This window comes from Trueperella sp. HMSC08B05, assembly GCF_001808405.1.
Lineage (GTDB): Bacteria > Actinomycetota > Actinomycetes > Actinomycetales > Actinomycetaceae > Trueperella > Trueperella bernardiae.
The window spans coordinates 1-14,922 of record NZ_KV793245.1 but is presented as its reverse complement, the minus strand read 5'-3'; the positions used below and the strand labels follow the sequence as shown (position 1 = coordinate 14,922).

At 64.6% G+C, this 14,922-nt stretch carries 12 protein-coding genes; 4 read left to right on the top strand and 8 right to left on the bottom strand.

What is annotated here, in order from left to right:
- Window positions 1-33: 33 nt before the first annotated feature.
- The 8 genes from HMPREF3167_RS05770 to HMPREF3167_RS05735 form a co-directional block, all read right to left on the bottom strand.
- Window positions 34-1,518: a xylulokinase gene (locus HMPREF3167_RS05770; RefSeq protein ID WP_070445998.1), complete on the bottom strand. Its 1,485-nt coding sequence runs from the start codon at window positions 1,516-1,518 to the stop codon at window positions 34-36.
- Entirely contained in the window at window positions 1,511-2,284 is a 774-nt protein-coding gene (locus HMPREF3167_RS05765) for an L-ribulose-5-phosphate 4-epimerase (RefSeq protein WP_082661126.1), read from the bottom strand. The genes HMPREF3167_RS05770 and HMPREF3167_RS05765 overlap by 8 nt, the downstream gene beginning before the upstream one ends.
- Before the next feature lie 2 nt (window positions 2,285-2,286).
- Window positions 2,287-3,948, bottom strand: a complete 1,662-nt coding sequence (locus HMPREF3167_RS05760) for a ribulokinase (protein ID WP_070445995.1) — start codon at window positions 3,946-3,948, stop codon at window positions 2,287-2,289.
- Between the two features lie 49 nt (window positions 3,949-3,997).
- Window positions 3,998-5,365, bottom strand: a complete 1,368-nt coding sequence (locus HMPREF3167_RS05755; protein WP_082661125.1) for a sn-glycerol-1-phosphate dehydrogenase — start codon at window positions 5,363-5,365, stop codon at window positions 3,998-4,000.
- Entirely contained in the window at window positions 5,358-6,146 is a 789-nt protein-coding gene (locus HMPREF3167_RS05750; protein ID WP_070445992.1) for a DeoR/GlpR family DNA-binding transcription regulator, read from the bottom strand. Before HMPREF3167_RS05750 ends, HMPREF3167_RS05755 begins: the two co-directional genes overlap by 8 nt.
- Window positions 6,147-6,157: 11 nt before the next feature.
- Window positions 6,158-7,741 (bottom strand): FGGY-family carbohydrate kinase, encoded by a 1,584-nt coding sequence (locus HMPREF3167_RS05745; protein ID WP_082661124.1) that lies wholly within the window; start codon window positions 7,739-7,741, stop codon window positions 6,158-6,160.
- A gap of 164 nt (window positions 7,742-7,905) precedes the next feature.
- On the bottom strand, window positions 7,906-8,757 hold the full coding sequence (locus HMPREF3167_RS05740; protein ID WP_062613234.1) for an HAD-IIA family hydrolase: 852 nt from the start codon (window positions 8,755-8,757) through the stop codon (window positions 7,906-7,908).
- A gap of 156 nt (window positions 8,758-8,913) precedes the next feature.
- Window positions 8,914-9,933, bottom strand: coding sequence for a DUF7973 family transport facilitator (locus HMPREF3167_RS05735; RefSeq protein ID WP_062613233.1), 1,020 nt, complete (start codon window positions 9,931-9,933; stop codon window positions 8,914-8,916).
- Between the two features lie 334 nt (window positions 9,934-10,267).
- Here HMPREF3167_RS05735 and HMPREF3167_RS05730 point away from each other — a divergent pair, with 334 nt between their 5' ends.
- From HMPREF3167_RS05730 to rbsK, 4 genes are all read left to right on the top strand, one after another.
- Window positions 10,268-11,221 (top strand): sugar-binding transcriptional regulator, encoded by a 954-nt coding sequence (locus HMPREF3167_RS05730; protein WP_070445987.1) that lies wholly within the window; start codon window positions 10,268-10,270, stop codon window positions 11,219-11,221.
- A gap of 225 nt (window positions 11,222-11,446) precedes the next feature.
- Complete coding sequence (gene fucP / locus HMPREF3167_RS05725) at window positions 11,447-12,808, top strand: L-fucose:H+ symporter permease (protein WP_062613230.1); 1,362 nt, start codon at window positions 11,447-11,449, stop codon at window positions 12,806-12,808.
- A 32-nt stretch (window positions 12,809-12,840) separates the two neighbouring features.
- The gene (locus HMPREF3167_RS05720; protein WP_068538595.1) at window positions 12,841-13,857 is read left to right on the top strand and encodes an aldose 1-epimerase family protein; all 1,017 of its coding nucleotides are present in this window, start codon (window positions 12,841-12,843) and stop codon (window positions 13,855-13,857) included.
- Window positions 13,857-14,756: a ribokinase gene (gene rbsK, locus HMPREF3167_RS05715; RefSeq protein ID WP_062613227.1), complete on the top strand. Its 900-nt coding sequence runs from the start codon at window positions 13,857-13,859 to the stop codon at window positions 14,754-14,756. The genes HMPREF3167_RS05720 and rbsK overlap by 1 nt, the downstream gene beginning before the upstream one ends.
- Window positions 14,757-14,922 lie beyond the last annotated feature (166 nt).

Sequence of the window (14,922 nt, the reverse complement as noted above, 5' to 3'; positions counted from 1 at the left end):
GGCGGGTGCGGCACCCTGCCGCACCCGCCGCCTCTACTCCTGCTCGAACAAGTCCGCGAGCGCGGGGTAGATCTTCTGCTGGAGCTGGGCGATCTTCCCGTAGCGTTCGTGGGCGTCGAGGTCGGGTTCGGTGCGGTCGATGAAGCTGGTCATGGCGTCGGCGGCACTTGCCACGTCGGGGAAGGCGCCGATACCCACCATGCCCATAATGGCCGCGCCCTGGGCGCTGACCTCGTCCACTCCGGAGACCACGATCGGTTTTCCGGTGGCATCAGCGAAGATCTGGCGCCAGAGCGGGTTGCGCGAGCCGCCGCCGGTGGCGCGCAGTTCGCGGATGGTGCGCCCGGTGGAGGCTTCCACCCGGCGGATGTTTTCGCGCAGTTCGAGGGCAATGCCCTCCATGAGGGAGCGGTAGAGGTGGGCGCGGGTGTGGGCCGAGCCGAAGCCGACCATGATCCCACGCGCGAAAGGCTCCCAGTACGGGGACTGCACGGCGTTCCAGTACGGCACGGTGAGCAGGCCCTCCGCGCCGAGCGGGACCTTGGCGGCCGCCGCGTCGAGCTCGGGGTCGATCTTGCCCTCGAGCGCCGGGTCGCCCAGCTCCTTGCGGAACCAGTTGAGCAGCACCGAGCCCGAATTCTGCACGATCTCCAGCACGTACTGGCCCGGGATCCCGGCCAGTAGCGTGCGGTAGGAGGGGTCGAAGGCGAAGTCGGGCGAGTGGATCCCGCACACCACGGACGTGCCGACGTTGACGTAGGCCGTGTCCTGGTCGATCGCGTTGGTGCCAAGCCCGGAGGCCTGCCCGTCGCCAACTCCGGCGATGAGCACCACCTCGCCCAGCCCCCACTCGTCGGCCAGCTCCGGCTTGAGAGCGCCGATGGTTTCGGTGGGCTTGGCGAGCTCGGCCATCTGGTCGCGGCGCACGCCCGCGATCTCGAGTAGCTTGTCTGAGTAGTCCTGTGCCTTGATGTCCATGAGGTTGAGCGTGTCCGCCGACCCCATCGCCGACACCCACCTGCCCACCAACTGCTTGGCGAGGTAGGCATGCACGTCCACCACCTTCGCAGCCCGCGCGAGCACCTCCGGCTCGTTTTCCTTCAGCCACGCCATCTTGTAAATGGCCGGCGTCGTGTCGGCCGGCTTGCCGGACAGCTCGTGAATCTCGAGCGATCCGTACTTCTTGATCTGCGCGCCCGCGCGCGAATCCAGCCACAGGATCGCGGGCCGTAGCGCTTCGCCCGCCTCGTCCACCAGCGCAAAGGACTCGCGCTGGTGCGTGATGCAGATGCCGCGCACCCGCGCCCGATCCGCCTCCGACAGCGCGCCCAGCGCCTCGGTGATCGCCGCGTGGGTGGAGGTCCACCACTGGCGTGGGTCGTGCTCGTAGCGGTCCATCCCCGGGGTCAGTAGCTCGATCGGCGCGTGCCCGGTGGCAAGCACCGCCCCGCTCGCGTCCACCACCACGGCCTTCGACGCCGACGTCGACGAATCAATCGCAATAACCAGCTCACTCATCGGCCTCGTCCTTCACGACGCCGTCCGCGCCAGCCCCGTCCACAGCGCCAGCCGCGCCATCGGCGTCGTCGGCTTGCCCGTAGACGTTTTGGTAGCGGGCGTAGAGCGAGTCGATGTGCTCCTGGGCGATCGGGCGCGGGGTGCCGAGCCCCTCAGCGATGGCCACGGTCTTGGCCACCTCCTCCACCATGACCGCGGCCTTGACCGCCGCCGTGGCGTCCTTGCCCACCGTGAATGGGCCGTGGTTGCCCATGAGCACCGCCGGCGAGCGCGACTGCGCGAGGGTGGCAACAATGCCGCGGCCGATCGAGTCGTCTCCGATGATCGCGAACGGGCCCACGGGCACGTCCCCGCCGAACTCGTCGGCCATCATCGTGAGCACACACGGGATGGGCCGGTGCACGGCCGCAAACGCGCACGCGTACGGCGAATGCGTGTGGACCACGCCGCCCACCTCGGGCATGTGCCGGTAGACGTAGGCGTGAGCCGCCGTGTCTGACGACGGCGACAGGGCGTCCGCCGTCCCGTCCTCAATCTTGTTGCCGTCCAGCGTGCACACCACCATCTTTTCGGGGGTGAGCTCGTCGTAGCGCACGCCGGATGGTTTGATGACGAACAGGTCCGCCCCGGCCACACGCTGCGAGACGTTGCCCGCCGTCCAGACCACCAGCCCGTTGGCGGGCAACTCGGCGTGAAGGTCGCACACCTCACGCCGAGCCGCCGCCACGGCCTCCTGCACCTTCGGTGAAAGCTCGGAAAGCTTCATCGTCACTCTCCGAACGCCCGGGCGCGGATGTCCTTCAGGCGGTGCATGATCTGGTTCTCGCCCCGGCCGAAGAAGTCATGCAGCTCGCGGTAGATGCCGTAGAGCTCCTCGTACTTATCGGAGGCGTCCTCGTTCGGCACGTACTTGTGTTCGGTCACGTGGGACATGGCCGTGGCTGCCGCGTAGACGTCGTCGTACACGCCGGCCGCGACCGCCGCGAAGATCGCCGAGCCGAGCGCGCCCGTCTGTTCCGCGTCGGAGACGGAGACGGGGCGGCGCGTGATGTCGGCGAGCATCTGCATGAAGTGGTGGTTCTTGAGCAGGCCGCCGGCGGCCACGATCTCCGTGACCGGTACGCCGTGCTCTTCGAAGTTGTCCACGATCACGCGGATGCCGAACACTGTGGCCTCCATGAGGGCGCGGTAGATGTCCTCTGGGCGGGTCTGCAGCGTGATGCCGATGATCGAGCCGGACAGGCGCGCGTCGGACAGGATCGAGCGGTTGCCGTTGAGCCAGTCGAGGGCGATGAGGCCGTGCTCGCCGATCTCCATCGCGAACGCGCGGTGCATCATGTATTCGAGCACCGAGATGCCCTCCTCGCGGGCGGCCTGCTCGTAGCGCTCGGGCACGGCGTTATCCTCGAACCAGGCGAAGACGTCGCCCACGGCGGTCTGCCCGCCCTCGATGCCCCACAGGCCCGGGACCGCGCCGCCCTCAACGTTGCCGAACACGCCGGGAACCGGCTTGTAGCCTTCGCTGTTGATGACGTAGCAGCCCGACGTGCCGATGATCGCCGTCATCTGCCCCGGCTTGACCGCGTTAGCGCCGGCCACGACGACGTGGGCGTCAATATTGCCCGACGCCACCGCGATGCCTTCCGGCAGCCCGGTGAGATTGGCAGCCTCAGCCGACAGGCCGCCCACCTTCTCGCCCAACTGCTTGATCGGCGCGTTCATCTTCTCCTCGAACACCGGGCCAAACCCCGGTGCGAGCGCCTCACAGAATTCCCGGCTCGGGTACTCCCCGTCCGTCAGCATCCGCTTGTAGCCCGAATCGGAAGCCGCGAACGTCAGCTCGCCCGTCAGCTTCCACGTGATCCAGTCCAGCAGGTTCACGACGACGTCCGCCGCCGCATACACCTCCGGCGCCTTCTCGTACGTCTCCAGGATCTTCGGGAAGAGCATTTCGGAAGACAGGATGCCGCCGTAGCGCTCCAGCCACTCCTCCCCGCGCTCCTCGGCGAGCGCAATGATGCGGTCGGCCTGGTCCTGCCCGCCGTGGTGCTTCCACAGCTTGACGTAGGCGTGCGGGTTGTTCTTGAACTCTTCCTTCTCGCACAGCGGGGTGCCCTCAGCGTCCGTGACAAACACCGTGGCCGAGGTGGCATCGATGCCCACACCGACGACGTCGGCCGGTTCAATCCCCGCGTCCTTGATCGCGCCCGGAATGGCATCCGTGAGCACGTCCACGTAGTCGCCCGGGTTTTGCAGAGCGAACTCCGGGGGCAGCTTCTGGCCGTCGCCCGCATCGAGGGTGCGGTCCATGACCGCGTGCTTGTAGTGGCTGACCGACGTGCCCACCTGGACGCCGTCGGAGGCGCGCACCACGATCGCGCGGCCCGACAGCGTACCGAAGTCAACGCCGACCAAATACTTTTCTGACATGTTGACGCTCCTTTGCGTTGTTCGTGTCTACTTCTTGCGTTGGCGCCGACTATTCGGCGTCCGGGTGCGGGTGACGGCCCCAGAAGCCCTCGGGTGAGAAGAGCCGGGCCACGACGTCGTCGTAGAGGCCGAGGTCCATGAGCACGTCGAGCACCGTGTAGCGTGGACGGATCATCTGGGCCTTGTAGTGGGTCTCGCGGAAGCGATCCCAATCGATCTTCAGCATCTCCGGGTGGTAGGGGGCGCCCGCGGTCTTCAGCATGTCCCACGCCTGCTGGGCCGGGATGATCTGAGCCTCGCAGCGCGCCTTGATCGTGGGCCACTTTTCCTTCAGCAGCGCGATGCGCTCACGCAGCTGATCCTCGGGCAAGAGCTTGCCCACCGAGTGCTTGACCGCCTCCTCGGCGATGGTAGGGATGAGCGTGGCGCGCACGTTCGCCTCCACCTCCTCGGGGGTCTTCATCGCGGCCACGGCGCGCTCGGCGTCGAAGTCAGCCTCCGTCAGCTTCAAGAACTCCTCCCAGATCGCGAGCGAGGCCACCGTGCCCACGCCCACCTTGTTGCCGTGGCTGAGCGGCGGCTCCCAATCCAGGCCGTGACCCTCCATTTCCCACACGTGGGAGAACTGGTGGCCCGCGCCCGACGCCGGGCGGGAAGACTGGTGTGCCTGCATGGCAAGCCCAGACATGACCTGGCCCTCGCCGAGCTTGGCGATCGCGTCGTGCTCACAGTTGCGCACGGCCTCCGGGTCGCCGAGCGAATCCATGAGCGGGCCCTGCACCAGGCTCCACACGTAGTCATCGATCGGCTCGATGCCCAGCTCGTCGGACAGGATCCAGTCCGCGCCCGCTGGAATCTTCTCAATGAGGTCGCCATAGCCGGTGGCGGTGAGGCGGTAGGGGGCCTCCATCATCGTCTGAATGTCCATCACCAGGCCCGCGGGGGCCGGGCAGTTACGCGTGATCTTGAAGCCGTCCTTCGAGATCGACGCGCCGAACGAGCAAAAACCATCCACCGACGCCGCGGTACACACGTTGATGTACTCGCGCCCGAGCTCGCCCGAGGCCAGCTTCGCGATGTCGTTGAGCGTGCCCGCACCGAGCGACATGACCACCGTGTTCTCGTACGGGCGGATCACCTCGCGCAGCTTGGAAACGTTGACGTAGTCGCCATACAGGGTGGGGGTGCCGGGGAAAATGTAGGGCTCGTCCGCGAACTCCACCCCGGCCTCACGCAGCGAGGCCACCACCGTGTCGCCGACTGCGCCGTAGGTGTTCTCGTCTGCCACCACCAGCACCTTCTGGTCCGGGTAGAGGCGCGCAAACAGGGCACCGGCCTCCTTGTTCACATCATCACCGAAGATGATGTCCTTCGTTTCGGTGGCAGTCTTCAGTGCCTTGTTAATGAGCTCAGACATTGTCCTTCCCTTCCTTGTTGGCAACAATGACATTGGTAAGCGTATGTAAGTAGTTCAGGTCCTGGTCCGTGACGGTGTCATCAATGATCAGGTACGAAAAATCTGACAGGTCAGCGAGCCGGTGGAGTGCCACGCGGCTCAGCTTGTCTGCGGTGATCGCGAGGATCGGCACCTCGGTGCGGGCGATGACCTCGCGCTTGAACAGGGCCGCCTCGCTGAAGGGGTGGTAGATCGAGCCATCCTTGACCGACGCCGCGCCGATCAGCGCCGTCTCGAAGGCGAGCTCGCCCACCTGCCGGTTCGTGGTCGGCCCGAAGTAGGCATCCAGGGCCCGGTCGAACCGGCCGCCCAGCATGGTCAGCGACTGGTGCTCGCCCGCCCCGATCTTGATCGCCGCGTGTGAGGCGTTCGTGATGAACGCCTTCGACTCGGGAACGCCGATGTGGTCAAGCGCCAGGTAAGCCGTGGACGAATCGTCCACGAAAATCGACGAGTACCGCGAGACCAGCCGCGCCGCCTCCCGCGCCACGGCCTCCTTCGCCTCCGTCTCCTGGTAGAGACGGAAGGCGAACGGCGCCTCCGAAATGGAGGACACCAGCAAGGAGACCGTGCCGCGGTGGCGCGCAATGACCTGGTGGGCCTCGAGGGCCGCAAGATCGCGGTAGAGGGTCATGACGGAGACGCCGAAGAGGTCGGCCAGGTCATCGACCCGCAGCGAGCCATGGTCGATGATCAACTCGACAATGCGAGCCTGCCGCTCCTCCTGGGTCGCCTTCGCCATGATCAGATCTCTCAGCGCTGTCCGGCCACGTAGTCAACCACCGTGTGGATGTGCTCCTGGTTGACCGCGTACTGCTCGATGTACTTGTCCGCGAAGAACTTGTACTCCTCGTGGCGGTTCATGTTCGGCTCGATGCGCTCACGCTCGTGAACCATGTGGTTCGCGGCGTCCTGCACCGAGTCGTACAGGCCCGCGCCGGAAGCGGCGAGGATGCACGAGCCGAGTGTGACGGCGTCGCCGACCTCCGTGAGCGTGATCGGCACGCCCGTGACGTCGGCGTGCATCTGAGTCCACTCACGCGACTTCGTAGCTCCACCGCAGGCCACGAACTCCTGGACCTCGAAGCCCGCCTCGCGCAGCTTACGCATCGACGCTTCGACGCCGTAGCACACCGCCTCCTGGATGGCGCGGTAGACGTGCTCGCGGGTGTGGGACAGCGACAGGCCGGTGAACACACCGCGCGCCTTCGCGTCCGACCACGGGGTGCGGTTGCCCTGGAAGTACTCGTTGATGATGAGGCCCTCGCAACCGATCGGGATATCCTTCGAACGGGTATTCATCACGTCGTAGGCGCCGATGCCGATCTCGTTGGCCGCCTTCTCGATGTCCTGGCAGAACTGGTCCTTAAACCACTTCAGCACCGATCCCGACGACGTCAGCGACGTCTCCACCGTGTACTGACCGGGCACGACACCGTCCGTGTAGCCTCCGAAGAAGCCCGGGCCGGACACCGGCTCCACAGCCTGGCCGGACATGACGTGGGACGAGCCCGTCACCAGCGACATCTTGCCCGGGGAGAGCACGTTGAGGCCGATCTGGCCGTGCCAGGCGTCGCCGCCGCCCTGGGCCACCGGGGTGCCCGGGATGAGGCCAAGGGCCTCCGCCGCGCGCTTGGTCAGGCCGCCCAGCGGCACGCCGAGGTCCACCACGCGCTCGGGCAGCTTGTCGAAGACGTCGCCTGCGCCGGCCTGCTCGTACAGGTCCACCGGCCAGCCACCATTGTCACGGTCGTAGTAGGCGCGGTGTGCTGCGGTGTTGATGTTCTGGGTCCACTGGCCGGTCAGCTGGTAGGTCAGCCAGTCCGGGGCATCCAGCAGCTTGTAGGCGCGCTTGTAAATGTCCGGCTCGTTCTCGCGCAGCCACGCCGCCTTGAACGGGTACCACTCGGCCGTGGGCGGCAGAGTGCCACCGCCCGTGTAGCGGGTGACCGGCGAATCCGATTCGGCCACGCGGGCCGCCTGCTCCGTGGCGCGCACGTCCATCCACATGATCGCGTTACGCAGCGCCTCGCCGTTTTGGTCCATCGGCACCACGGTCATCGTGGTCGCATCATACGAAATACCCGCGATCTCCGGCGGCTCAATGCCCGCGCGAGCCATCACGCGGTGCGTGGAGGCGATCAGCGCCTGCCACCAGTCATCCGGGCTCTGCTCCGCCCACCCCGGGTGCGGGTGGGTGGTGGTGTACGGGGTGGCCGCGAACGCCACCGGCGAACCGACCGTGTCAAAAATACCAACGCGACACGACTCCGTACCGAAATCAATACCCATGAGGTAGGGGCCCATGGTGTAGCGGTTGACTGCTGCTGTAGACATCTTCTCTTCCTTGAGTTAAATGATTGGTAACTGTTGGTGCGCCGTCTTGGGGCGGAGCAAGCTAGGTTGCGGGTTCGGCGGGCGAGCCGCTCACAGGCGGCGGGCCGGGGATGCGAGCGCGAGCCGGAACGCCGTCGTCGTCGGGCACCCGTCAGGCGCAAGCGTTAATCTTCATCCGAATCGGACCACCCCCACTGGGCGCGGATATCGTCGGGGATGAGGTGATCAATGCGGTCCAGGACGTAGGTGGGCTGGTGGGCCGGGTCAAGCGCCTCGGCCTCCTCGGCCGTGCTATCACCCGTCAGCAGCAGGGCGGAGGCCATCCCGGTGTTGACCGCCATACCGATGTCGGTGTGAAGACGGTCGCCCACCATCATGCAGTTGGCGGGATCCACATCCAGATCCCCGAGCGCCGCCTCGAGCATCGCCGGCTCCGGCTTTCCCATATTGGCCTTGAGTTTCGTTCCCGTGCAGGCCTCAATGGCCGCCACGATGGAGGCCGCATCCGGCTCGCCACGCCCGCCGGGGAACGGGCAGTAACGATCCGGGTTCGTCGTAATAAGGAAAGCCCGCTTGTGGAACCAGATCGCGTCAAACGCGATCTGAAGCTTGCGGTAATCGAAGGTGCGATCGTAGGAGGCGATCACGATGTCGATCTCCTCCGGGTTCTCACTCATCTTGATGCCGGCCTCACGCAGCGCCTTCTTCAGCGGCTCCTCCGAAATCGGGAAGACCGTGGCGTCCGGATAGTGAGCCTTGAGCCAACGGGTGGTGGTCACCACCGTGTTCGCGATCTCGCTCAAGGGCGCGGGAATCCCCAGCCGCTCCAACTTCTCCACGTAATCCTGCGGATCCTTCGTGGGATTATTCGACAGGAAACGCACCGGCTTGCCCAGCTTGCGCAGGCCCTCGATCAGGCGCTTCGCGCCCGGTAGCAGGTGGTCGCCGAGGTAAATCGTGCCGTCCTGGTCAAAGACATAGGCGTCATAGAGCTTGGTCGGAGAAGAGTACTGCATGAAAATCCCTGTTCGAAAAGTGGCGGTGGGGGTTGGTGGCCAAGTGTCCAGGTGGCCGTTGGGGACGAGAGTTGCCGTGCTGGGCGGGGTGCCGGGGCGACGGCGTCGTGGGGCAGTGCCCTCCCGCCCGGCCCGAAAGCCGGGCAGGAGCACACGCTACATGATGACAGCGGTGACGTGGATGAGGGTGGTACCGATCCAGATGGCGAAGGCCGGGGGATCGATGTGGGTGTCGCCGTTCGAGTTCGTCATACGAGCGAGGAGCTCACCCAGCAGACCGCCGAGGATGCCGAAGATGCCACCGATGATGCAGGCCAGCGCGAGGTTACCCGCGGTCCACATCGCCGGATCCGACGTGCCAGCAATGATCGGCATGAAGCGCAGCGCCGCGATCGAGGCCAGGATCGTCATGTGGTGGGTCACCGGCGTGGGCAGACCACAGGTGAGGAAAATGAGCGTGACAGCCGAGATCGCCCAGCCGAGCAGCTGAGCGTGGTTCGCGATCGCGCCACCCGACACCTCGAAGAAGTGCTGGACAACCACGAGCGTGCCGAACGCTGACAGCAGACCGGAGGTCAGACCGTGAGTGGCCGTCACCGACCACTTCTCCTGGTGCTCCACCCAGTGCTTGCCCTCGCCAACCTCGAGCAGGCCAAGGCCGTTGACCTTGTTGAAAATGCCCGTCTTACCGAAGACGAAACGAGTAACAATCGCGATGATAATAATCGTCAGAGCCACCGTGTCAGTGGAGCCGAGCGCCTCATTGCCGTAGTGCAGCAGCGGGTCAGTCCGAAGGGTGGGCAGCACTTGAGCGATGGCGAGGTTCAGGATGTAACCGATCATGCCGGTCACACCACCGACAACGAGGATGTCCGAACGGCCCAGGCCCGCCAGCGGGGTCACGATATCTCTACCGTTCGTCCCCTTCGGCATCGCGCCCTTCCACGCGGCGTAGGCGGCCGCCGTGGCGCCACCAGCGAATGCGATGTGCGGGCCGAAGACCGGGCCGAACACCACAGAATCCATGTACGGGCTCGCATCCATACCAGCCATGTACACGCCGAGGCCGATCAGGTACATGAGACCGGTGAAGATAAAGGCCGTCTGACCTCCAATGGCTGCACCAAATGCGCCACCACCAAAGGCGGCGACCAGCCAGAAGATATCAATTTCCATGTGGACTCCTTTGTCAAGGTGATATACGAGTGTGTGAGCTGAACGCCAAGCCAACGTGGCCGGCGATCATCCGTAGCTAGATCCCTGACCCGCCCCCGCACCACATCCGTTGTGCTACGGCGACGTTTCGGCCAGGCTGTGCCGGGCCAGTTCACTATCTGAAGCCCAAAGTAGCATCGGATTTGTTTGTTTTCACATAGGTGACGTCAATTTGCTCATAGGTGCTGTGACGGGGCGCACTGCGCCCGAGATGCCGGGCCGGGCGGGCGCGAGCCGGGCGACGGCGTCGTCGGCACGCCACTAGCGCCAACCAGGGCGCGCCCTATAATGAAGCATGCCTAACACACCCGAAGAGCTGACCGAACGCGACATCCTCGCGATCAACGCCGCCAAGCTCTACTACTCGGGGAAGACTCAGGCCGAGGTGGCCAGCGACCTGCACATTTCGCGGCCCACCGTATCAAAAATGCTCGCCTACGCACAGCGGCAGGGTTTCATCCGCATCAGCGTCATCGATCCGCGCGACCAAAGCAAGGACGTCATCACCAAGCTCAAGCAACGCTATGGGCTGATCGACGTCGTGCTCGTCTCACCCCCACTTCCCACCCAGGATTCGTTGCGCAACTCCCTTGCGGCAGCCGCCGCCCGCACCATCGGCGAGATGGTGCGCGACGGCGACATCATCGGCGTCGCCCCGTCCCGAACCATGCGTGCCGTGGCCGAGCACCTGGAGGTCTCGCGCCGCCAGAATCTGACGGTCGTCCAACTCGCCGGCGGTTTCTTGGGTGGGGATGAAAACCAGCGCGTCGTCGCCACGTTCGCCGGCTCGCTCGGCGCGCATTGCCACACGCTGCCCGTTCCCGCGTTCGTCCAGTCGGTGTCGATGAGGAACCGCCTCGCCCAAGAAGACCACCTCCGCCCGATTCTGGCGTTCGGCGCGCGGGCGAGGATCGCGATCTTCACGGTCGGGAGAGTCGGGGCCAGCCTCCCCACCCTGCCTAAGATGACACTCTCCGCGCACGACGTCGACGTGCTCGGCCGGCGCGCAGTGGGCGACATCTGCGGGCGTTTTGTCGACAAGCACGGGCGCATCTGCCTGCCCGACATCAACAACAAGACGATCGGGATCTCCCTACCCGACCTGCGCACCAAGGACCAGAAACTCCTCATCGCTGGAGGAGGAGACAAGATGCACGCCATCCTCGCCTGCCTTGAGAACGGGTACGCGAACCGGGTCGTGCTCGATTACACGACTGCCACGGCAATTCTTCACATGCGACAAGGCTAAAAGCCCGTGCGGAACAAATGTTCCACTTCGCGTCATTTGATCCAAATCGCCGCTTTACACCCGCTCAAAACTGCCACTTTTCGGCTTTCTAGCAACGTTTTGCGGCGCGAACATTCGTTCCTCCGCCCCCTTCCCAGGTACCTTGCGCCGTCTTATTCTCAATGCACCGCAACGTGATAGCCGTCATGGCAAAGTCACACACTACTCGTCATCAAGGAAGAAGACATGAGTATCGACAACGACGTCATCGGGAAGAAGAACACCTCCTTCGGTGTCATCAAGGACACCTCACGACAAATGCCCGACGGGTACCTGTCCAAAACACCCATGTTCCAATACATCCTGGTTTCAATCTGCTTCCCCATGTGGGGCGCGGCCGCAAGCCTCAACGACATCCTCATCACCCAGTTCAAGACCATCTTCACCCTGTCGGACTTCGCCTCCGCCTTCGTCCAGTCCGCCTTCTACGGCGGCTACTTCCTCCTGGCGATTCCGGCGTCGCGCATCATCCGCAAGTGGAGCTACAAGAGCGGCATCCTCATCGGCCTGTGCTTCTACATCATCGGGTGCACGATGTTCTTCCCCGCCTCGCACATGGCCACGTATTCGGTATTCCTCGCGGCACTGTTTGCGATCGCGACCGGCCTGTCCTTCCTGGAGACGTCGTGCAACACGTACTCCTCCATGCTCGGGCCGCGCCGCCTGGCCACCCTCCGCCTCAATATCTCTCAGACCTTCTACCCGCTCGGCTCGATCTTCGGCATCCTGCTCGGCAAGTACCTGGTCTTCACCGAGGGCGAGGCCCTCCACAAGCAGTTCGGCAGCCTCGGCACCGATGCCCAGCGCGAGCTCGCTGAGCAGATGCTCCAGCGCACGCTCGGCCCCTACCGATTCATCATCATCGTTCTCGCAATCCTGCTGATCCTCGTGGCGCTGACCCAGATGCCACACGCTAAGCCGCTCGTGGCCGGCCATGAGGTGAAGGCCTCGATCGGCGAGACCCTGCGCTACCTTGCCGGCAACACGATGTTCCGCCGTGGCATCTTCACCCAGTTCATGTACGTCGGCATGCAGACCGCGGTGTGGTCCTTCACGATTCGTCTCGCCCTCAACCTCGATCCGAACCTCAACGAGCGGTCCGCCTCCAACTACATGGTGGCAGCGTTCATCGCGTTCTTCTTGGGCAAGGTGATCGCCAACGTGCTCATGACGAAGTACGACGAGAACCTGGTGCTGATGGGTTACGCCGCCGCCGGCTGCGCCGCCCTGCTCGGCGTCATCCTCATCCCGTCGATCGTGGCGGTGTACTTCGCGATCCTCACCTCGGGGCTCTTCGGTCCGTGCTGGGCAACCATTTACGCCCGCAGCCTAGATTCGATCAAGGACAAGCGCCACACCGAGACCGGCGGTGCCGTGATCGTCATGTCGATCGTGGGCGGCGCTGTCATCCCCGTGATTCAGGGCTTCGTCTCCGATTCGACCGGCTCGATGCAGACCGCCTTCGTCGTCTCGCTCGTGTGCTTCGCCGTCGTCTTCCTGTACTTCGCGTGGCAGCGGCGCGTGTCGGCGTCGTCGGACGTCGCCTAACCATCTCCTACCACCACAGAATTCGAGGAAATATGTACACCCTTCCCCTTCGTGAGACTCTTTTCGAGCCCGCCCCACAAACCATCATCGACTCGGGCGACCTGCGCGCGACGACCAAGCGTTACCCCAGTGGCATCGCATCGTTGACGATCGCGAACGAGCGCGGCTATGTCGAGGTCCTGCCCTTCATGGGCCAGATCATCTGGGACGCCGCCTTCGACGGTCACAGCCTGCGCATGAAGAACATGTTCTCCGAGCCGCGGCCCGCCACCGAGATTTCGGACATCTACGGTTGTTTCGCCTTCCACTCCGGCCTCCTCGCGGCGGGTTGCCCCGCTCCCGACGACGACCACCCGCTCCACGGCGAGTTCCCCTGCGCCCCCATGCAGGAGGCCTGGTTGGAGATTGACGACGACGCGATCCGCGTGGTCTCGATGCGCGAGTATGTGCGCGGTTTCGGGCATCACTATCGCGCGACGCCGTCGGTGCGGCTCGAAGCCGGCGCATCCGACTTCGAGATCGCCCTGTCCGTGACGAACCTCAGCGAGTACCAGCCCATGCCGTTGCAGTACATGTGCCACATGAACTACGCCTTCGTCGAGGGCGGCACGATGAATCAGTCTCTGCCCGAGGGTGCGTTCCAGCTACGCCGTTCCGTCCCCGCGCACGTCACCCCCACCCCGCGGTGGACCGAGATCAACGAGCAGATCCTCGAGGGCAAGATCGACGCCGACTCCCTGGATCGCGCCAAGGAGTTCGACCCGGAGATCGTCTACTTCGCCGACGACCTCCCCTCCTACGGCGACGACCTCGAATTCACGCTGAGGAGCCCGGAGGGGCACGCCTTCTTCGTCGAGTTCTCCTCGAAGGATTTCCCCGTGGCGACACGGTGGCTTCTCTATAATGCTGATCAACAGGTCGCAGCCTTCGTACTTCCCGGCACATCGCGGCCTGAGGGGTACAACGCGGCCGAGAAGCGCGGCATGCTCATCATGCTCAACGCAGGCGAAACAAAGAAGTTCACGGTGAAGACAGGAGTACGCAACTAATGGACATTGCAGTTATCGGATCCAACATGGTCGACCTCATCTCGTATATCGACCGCATGCCCGGCGAGGGCGAAACGGTGGAGGCGCCCAGTTTCGCCATCGGCTGTGGCGGCAAGGGCGCGAACCAGGCGGTGGCCGCGGCACGCCTCGGCTCGGAGGTGTTCATGCTGACGCGCGTGGGCAACGACGTCTTCGCCGACAACACGATCGACAACTTCCGCCGCAACGGTATCGACACCGAGTTCGTCCTCCGCACCGACACCACCTCGGGCGTGGCGCCGATCTTTGTGGACCCGCAGTCGCACAACTCGATCATCATCGTCAAGGGCGCCAACGGCCACCTCTCCCCAGCCGACATCGACGACGCCGCCCACAAGATTTCCGCTTGCCACCTCATCGTGTTGCAGCTGGAGATCCCGCTCGAGACGGTCTACGCCGCGATCCAGTTCGGCAAGGAGCACGGCATCCCGGTGCTGGTCAACCCGGCGCCCGCCCAGCCGGACCTCGAGCTGGAGAAGGTCAAGGACTGCACGTACTTTGTGCCGAACGAAAGCGAGCTGTCACTGCTGACGGGCATGCCGGTAGACACGCTCGCCGACATCGAAAACGCCGCCCACGCCCTCCTCGACGCGGGCATCCACGACGTCATCGTTACGCTCGGCTCCAAGGGCGCGCTGTGGGTCAACGACGCCGGGGCGCGGCTTTTCGAAGCGCCGAAGGTTGACGCCGTGGACACCACCGGGGCTGGAGATGCCTTCATCGGGTGCTTCTCCCACGAGCTGGTTGCCAATGGAGACGTGGAGTCCGCGATCCAGACCGCGATCCGCTACGCCTCCGACTCCGTGACCCGCAAGGGCACGCAGACCTCCTACGCCACCGCCGAGGAGTTCGCCGGCTAACCCGCCGCTTGGACGCCGCAGCCCCTGGGCACATGTGCAACACCAATCCGCAATATGCAACGGCAATAAGCGTTTAATTGGTGTTGCACATCGGGAATTAGCGTTACAAATAGGAAGCTACACGTAGCCAAGCGCACGAGGGCGGCCCCGCGATCATCGCGGGGCC

Coding starts and splice junctions, on each gene's coding strand:
- HMPREF3167_RS05770 (WP_070445998.1), bottom strand. CDS start 1,518: ATGAGTGAGCTGGTTATTGCGATTGATTCGTCGACGTCGGCGTCGAAG.
- HMPREF3167_RS05765 (WP_082661126.1), bottom strand. CDS start 2,284: ATGAAGCTTTCCGAGCTTTCACCGAAGGTGCAGGAGGCCGTGGCGGCG.
- HMPREF3167_RS05760 (WP_070445995.1), bottom strand. CDS start 3,948: ATGTCAGAAAAGTATTTGGTCGGCGTTGACTTCGGTACGCTGTCGGGC.
- HMPREF3167_RS05755 (WP_082661125.1), bottom strand. CDS start 5,365: ATGTCTGAGCTCATTAACAAGGCACTGAAGACTGCCACCGAAACGAAG.
- HMPREF3167_RS05750 (WP_070445992.1), bottom strand. CDS start 6,146: ATGGCGAAGGCGACCCAGGAGGAGCGGCAGGCTCGCATTGTCGAGTTG.
- HMPREF3167_RS05745 (WP_082661124.1), bottom strand. CDS start 7,741: ATGTCTACAGCAGCAGTCAACCGCTACACCATGGGCCCCTACCTCATG.
- HMPREF3167_RS05740 (WP_062613234.1), bottom strand. CDS start 8,757: ATGCAGTACTCTTCTCCGACCAAGCTCTATGACGCCTATGTCTTTGAC.
- HMPREF3167_RS05735 (WP_062613233.1), bottom strand. CDS start 9,933: ATGGAAATTGATATCTTCTGGCTGGTCGCCGCCTTTGGTGGTGGCGCA.
- HMPREF3167_RS05730 (WP_070445987.1), top strand. CDS start 10,268: ATGCCTAACACACCCGAAGAGCTGACCGAACGCGACATCCTCGCGATC.
- fucP (WP_062613230.1), top strand. CDS start 11,447: ATGAGTATCGACAACGACGTCATCGGGAAGAAGAACACCTCCTTCGGT.
- HMPREF3167_RS05720 (WP_068538595.1), top strand. CDS start 12,841: ATGTACACCCTTCCCCTTCGTGAGACTCTTTTCGAGCCCGCCCCACAA.
- rbsK (WP_062613227.1), top strand. CDS start 13,857: ATGGACATTGCAGTTATCGGATCCAACATGGTCGACCTCATCTCGTAT.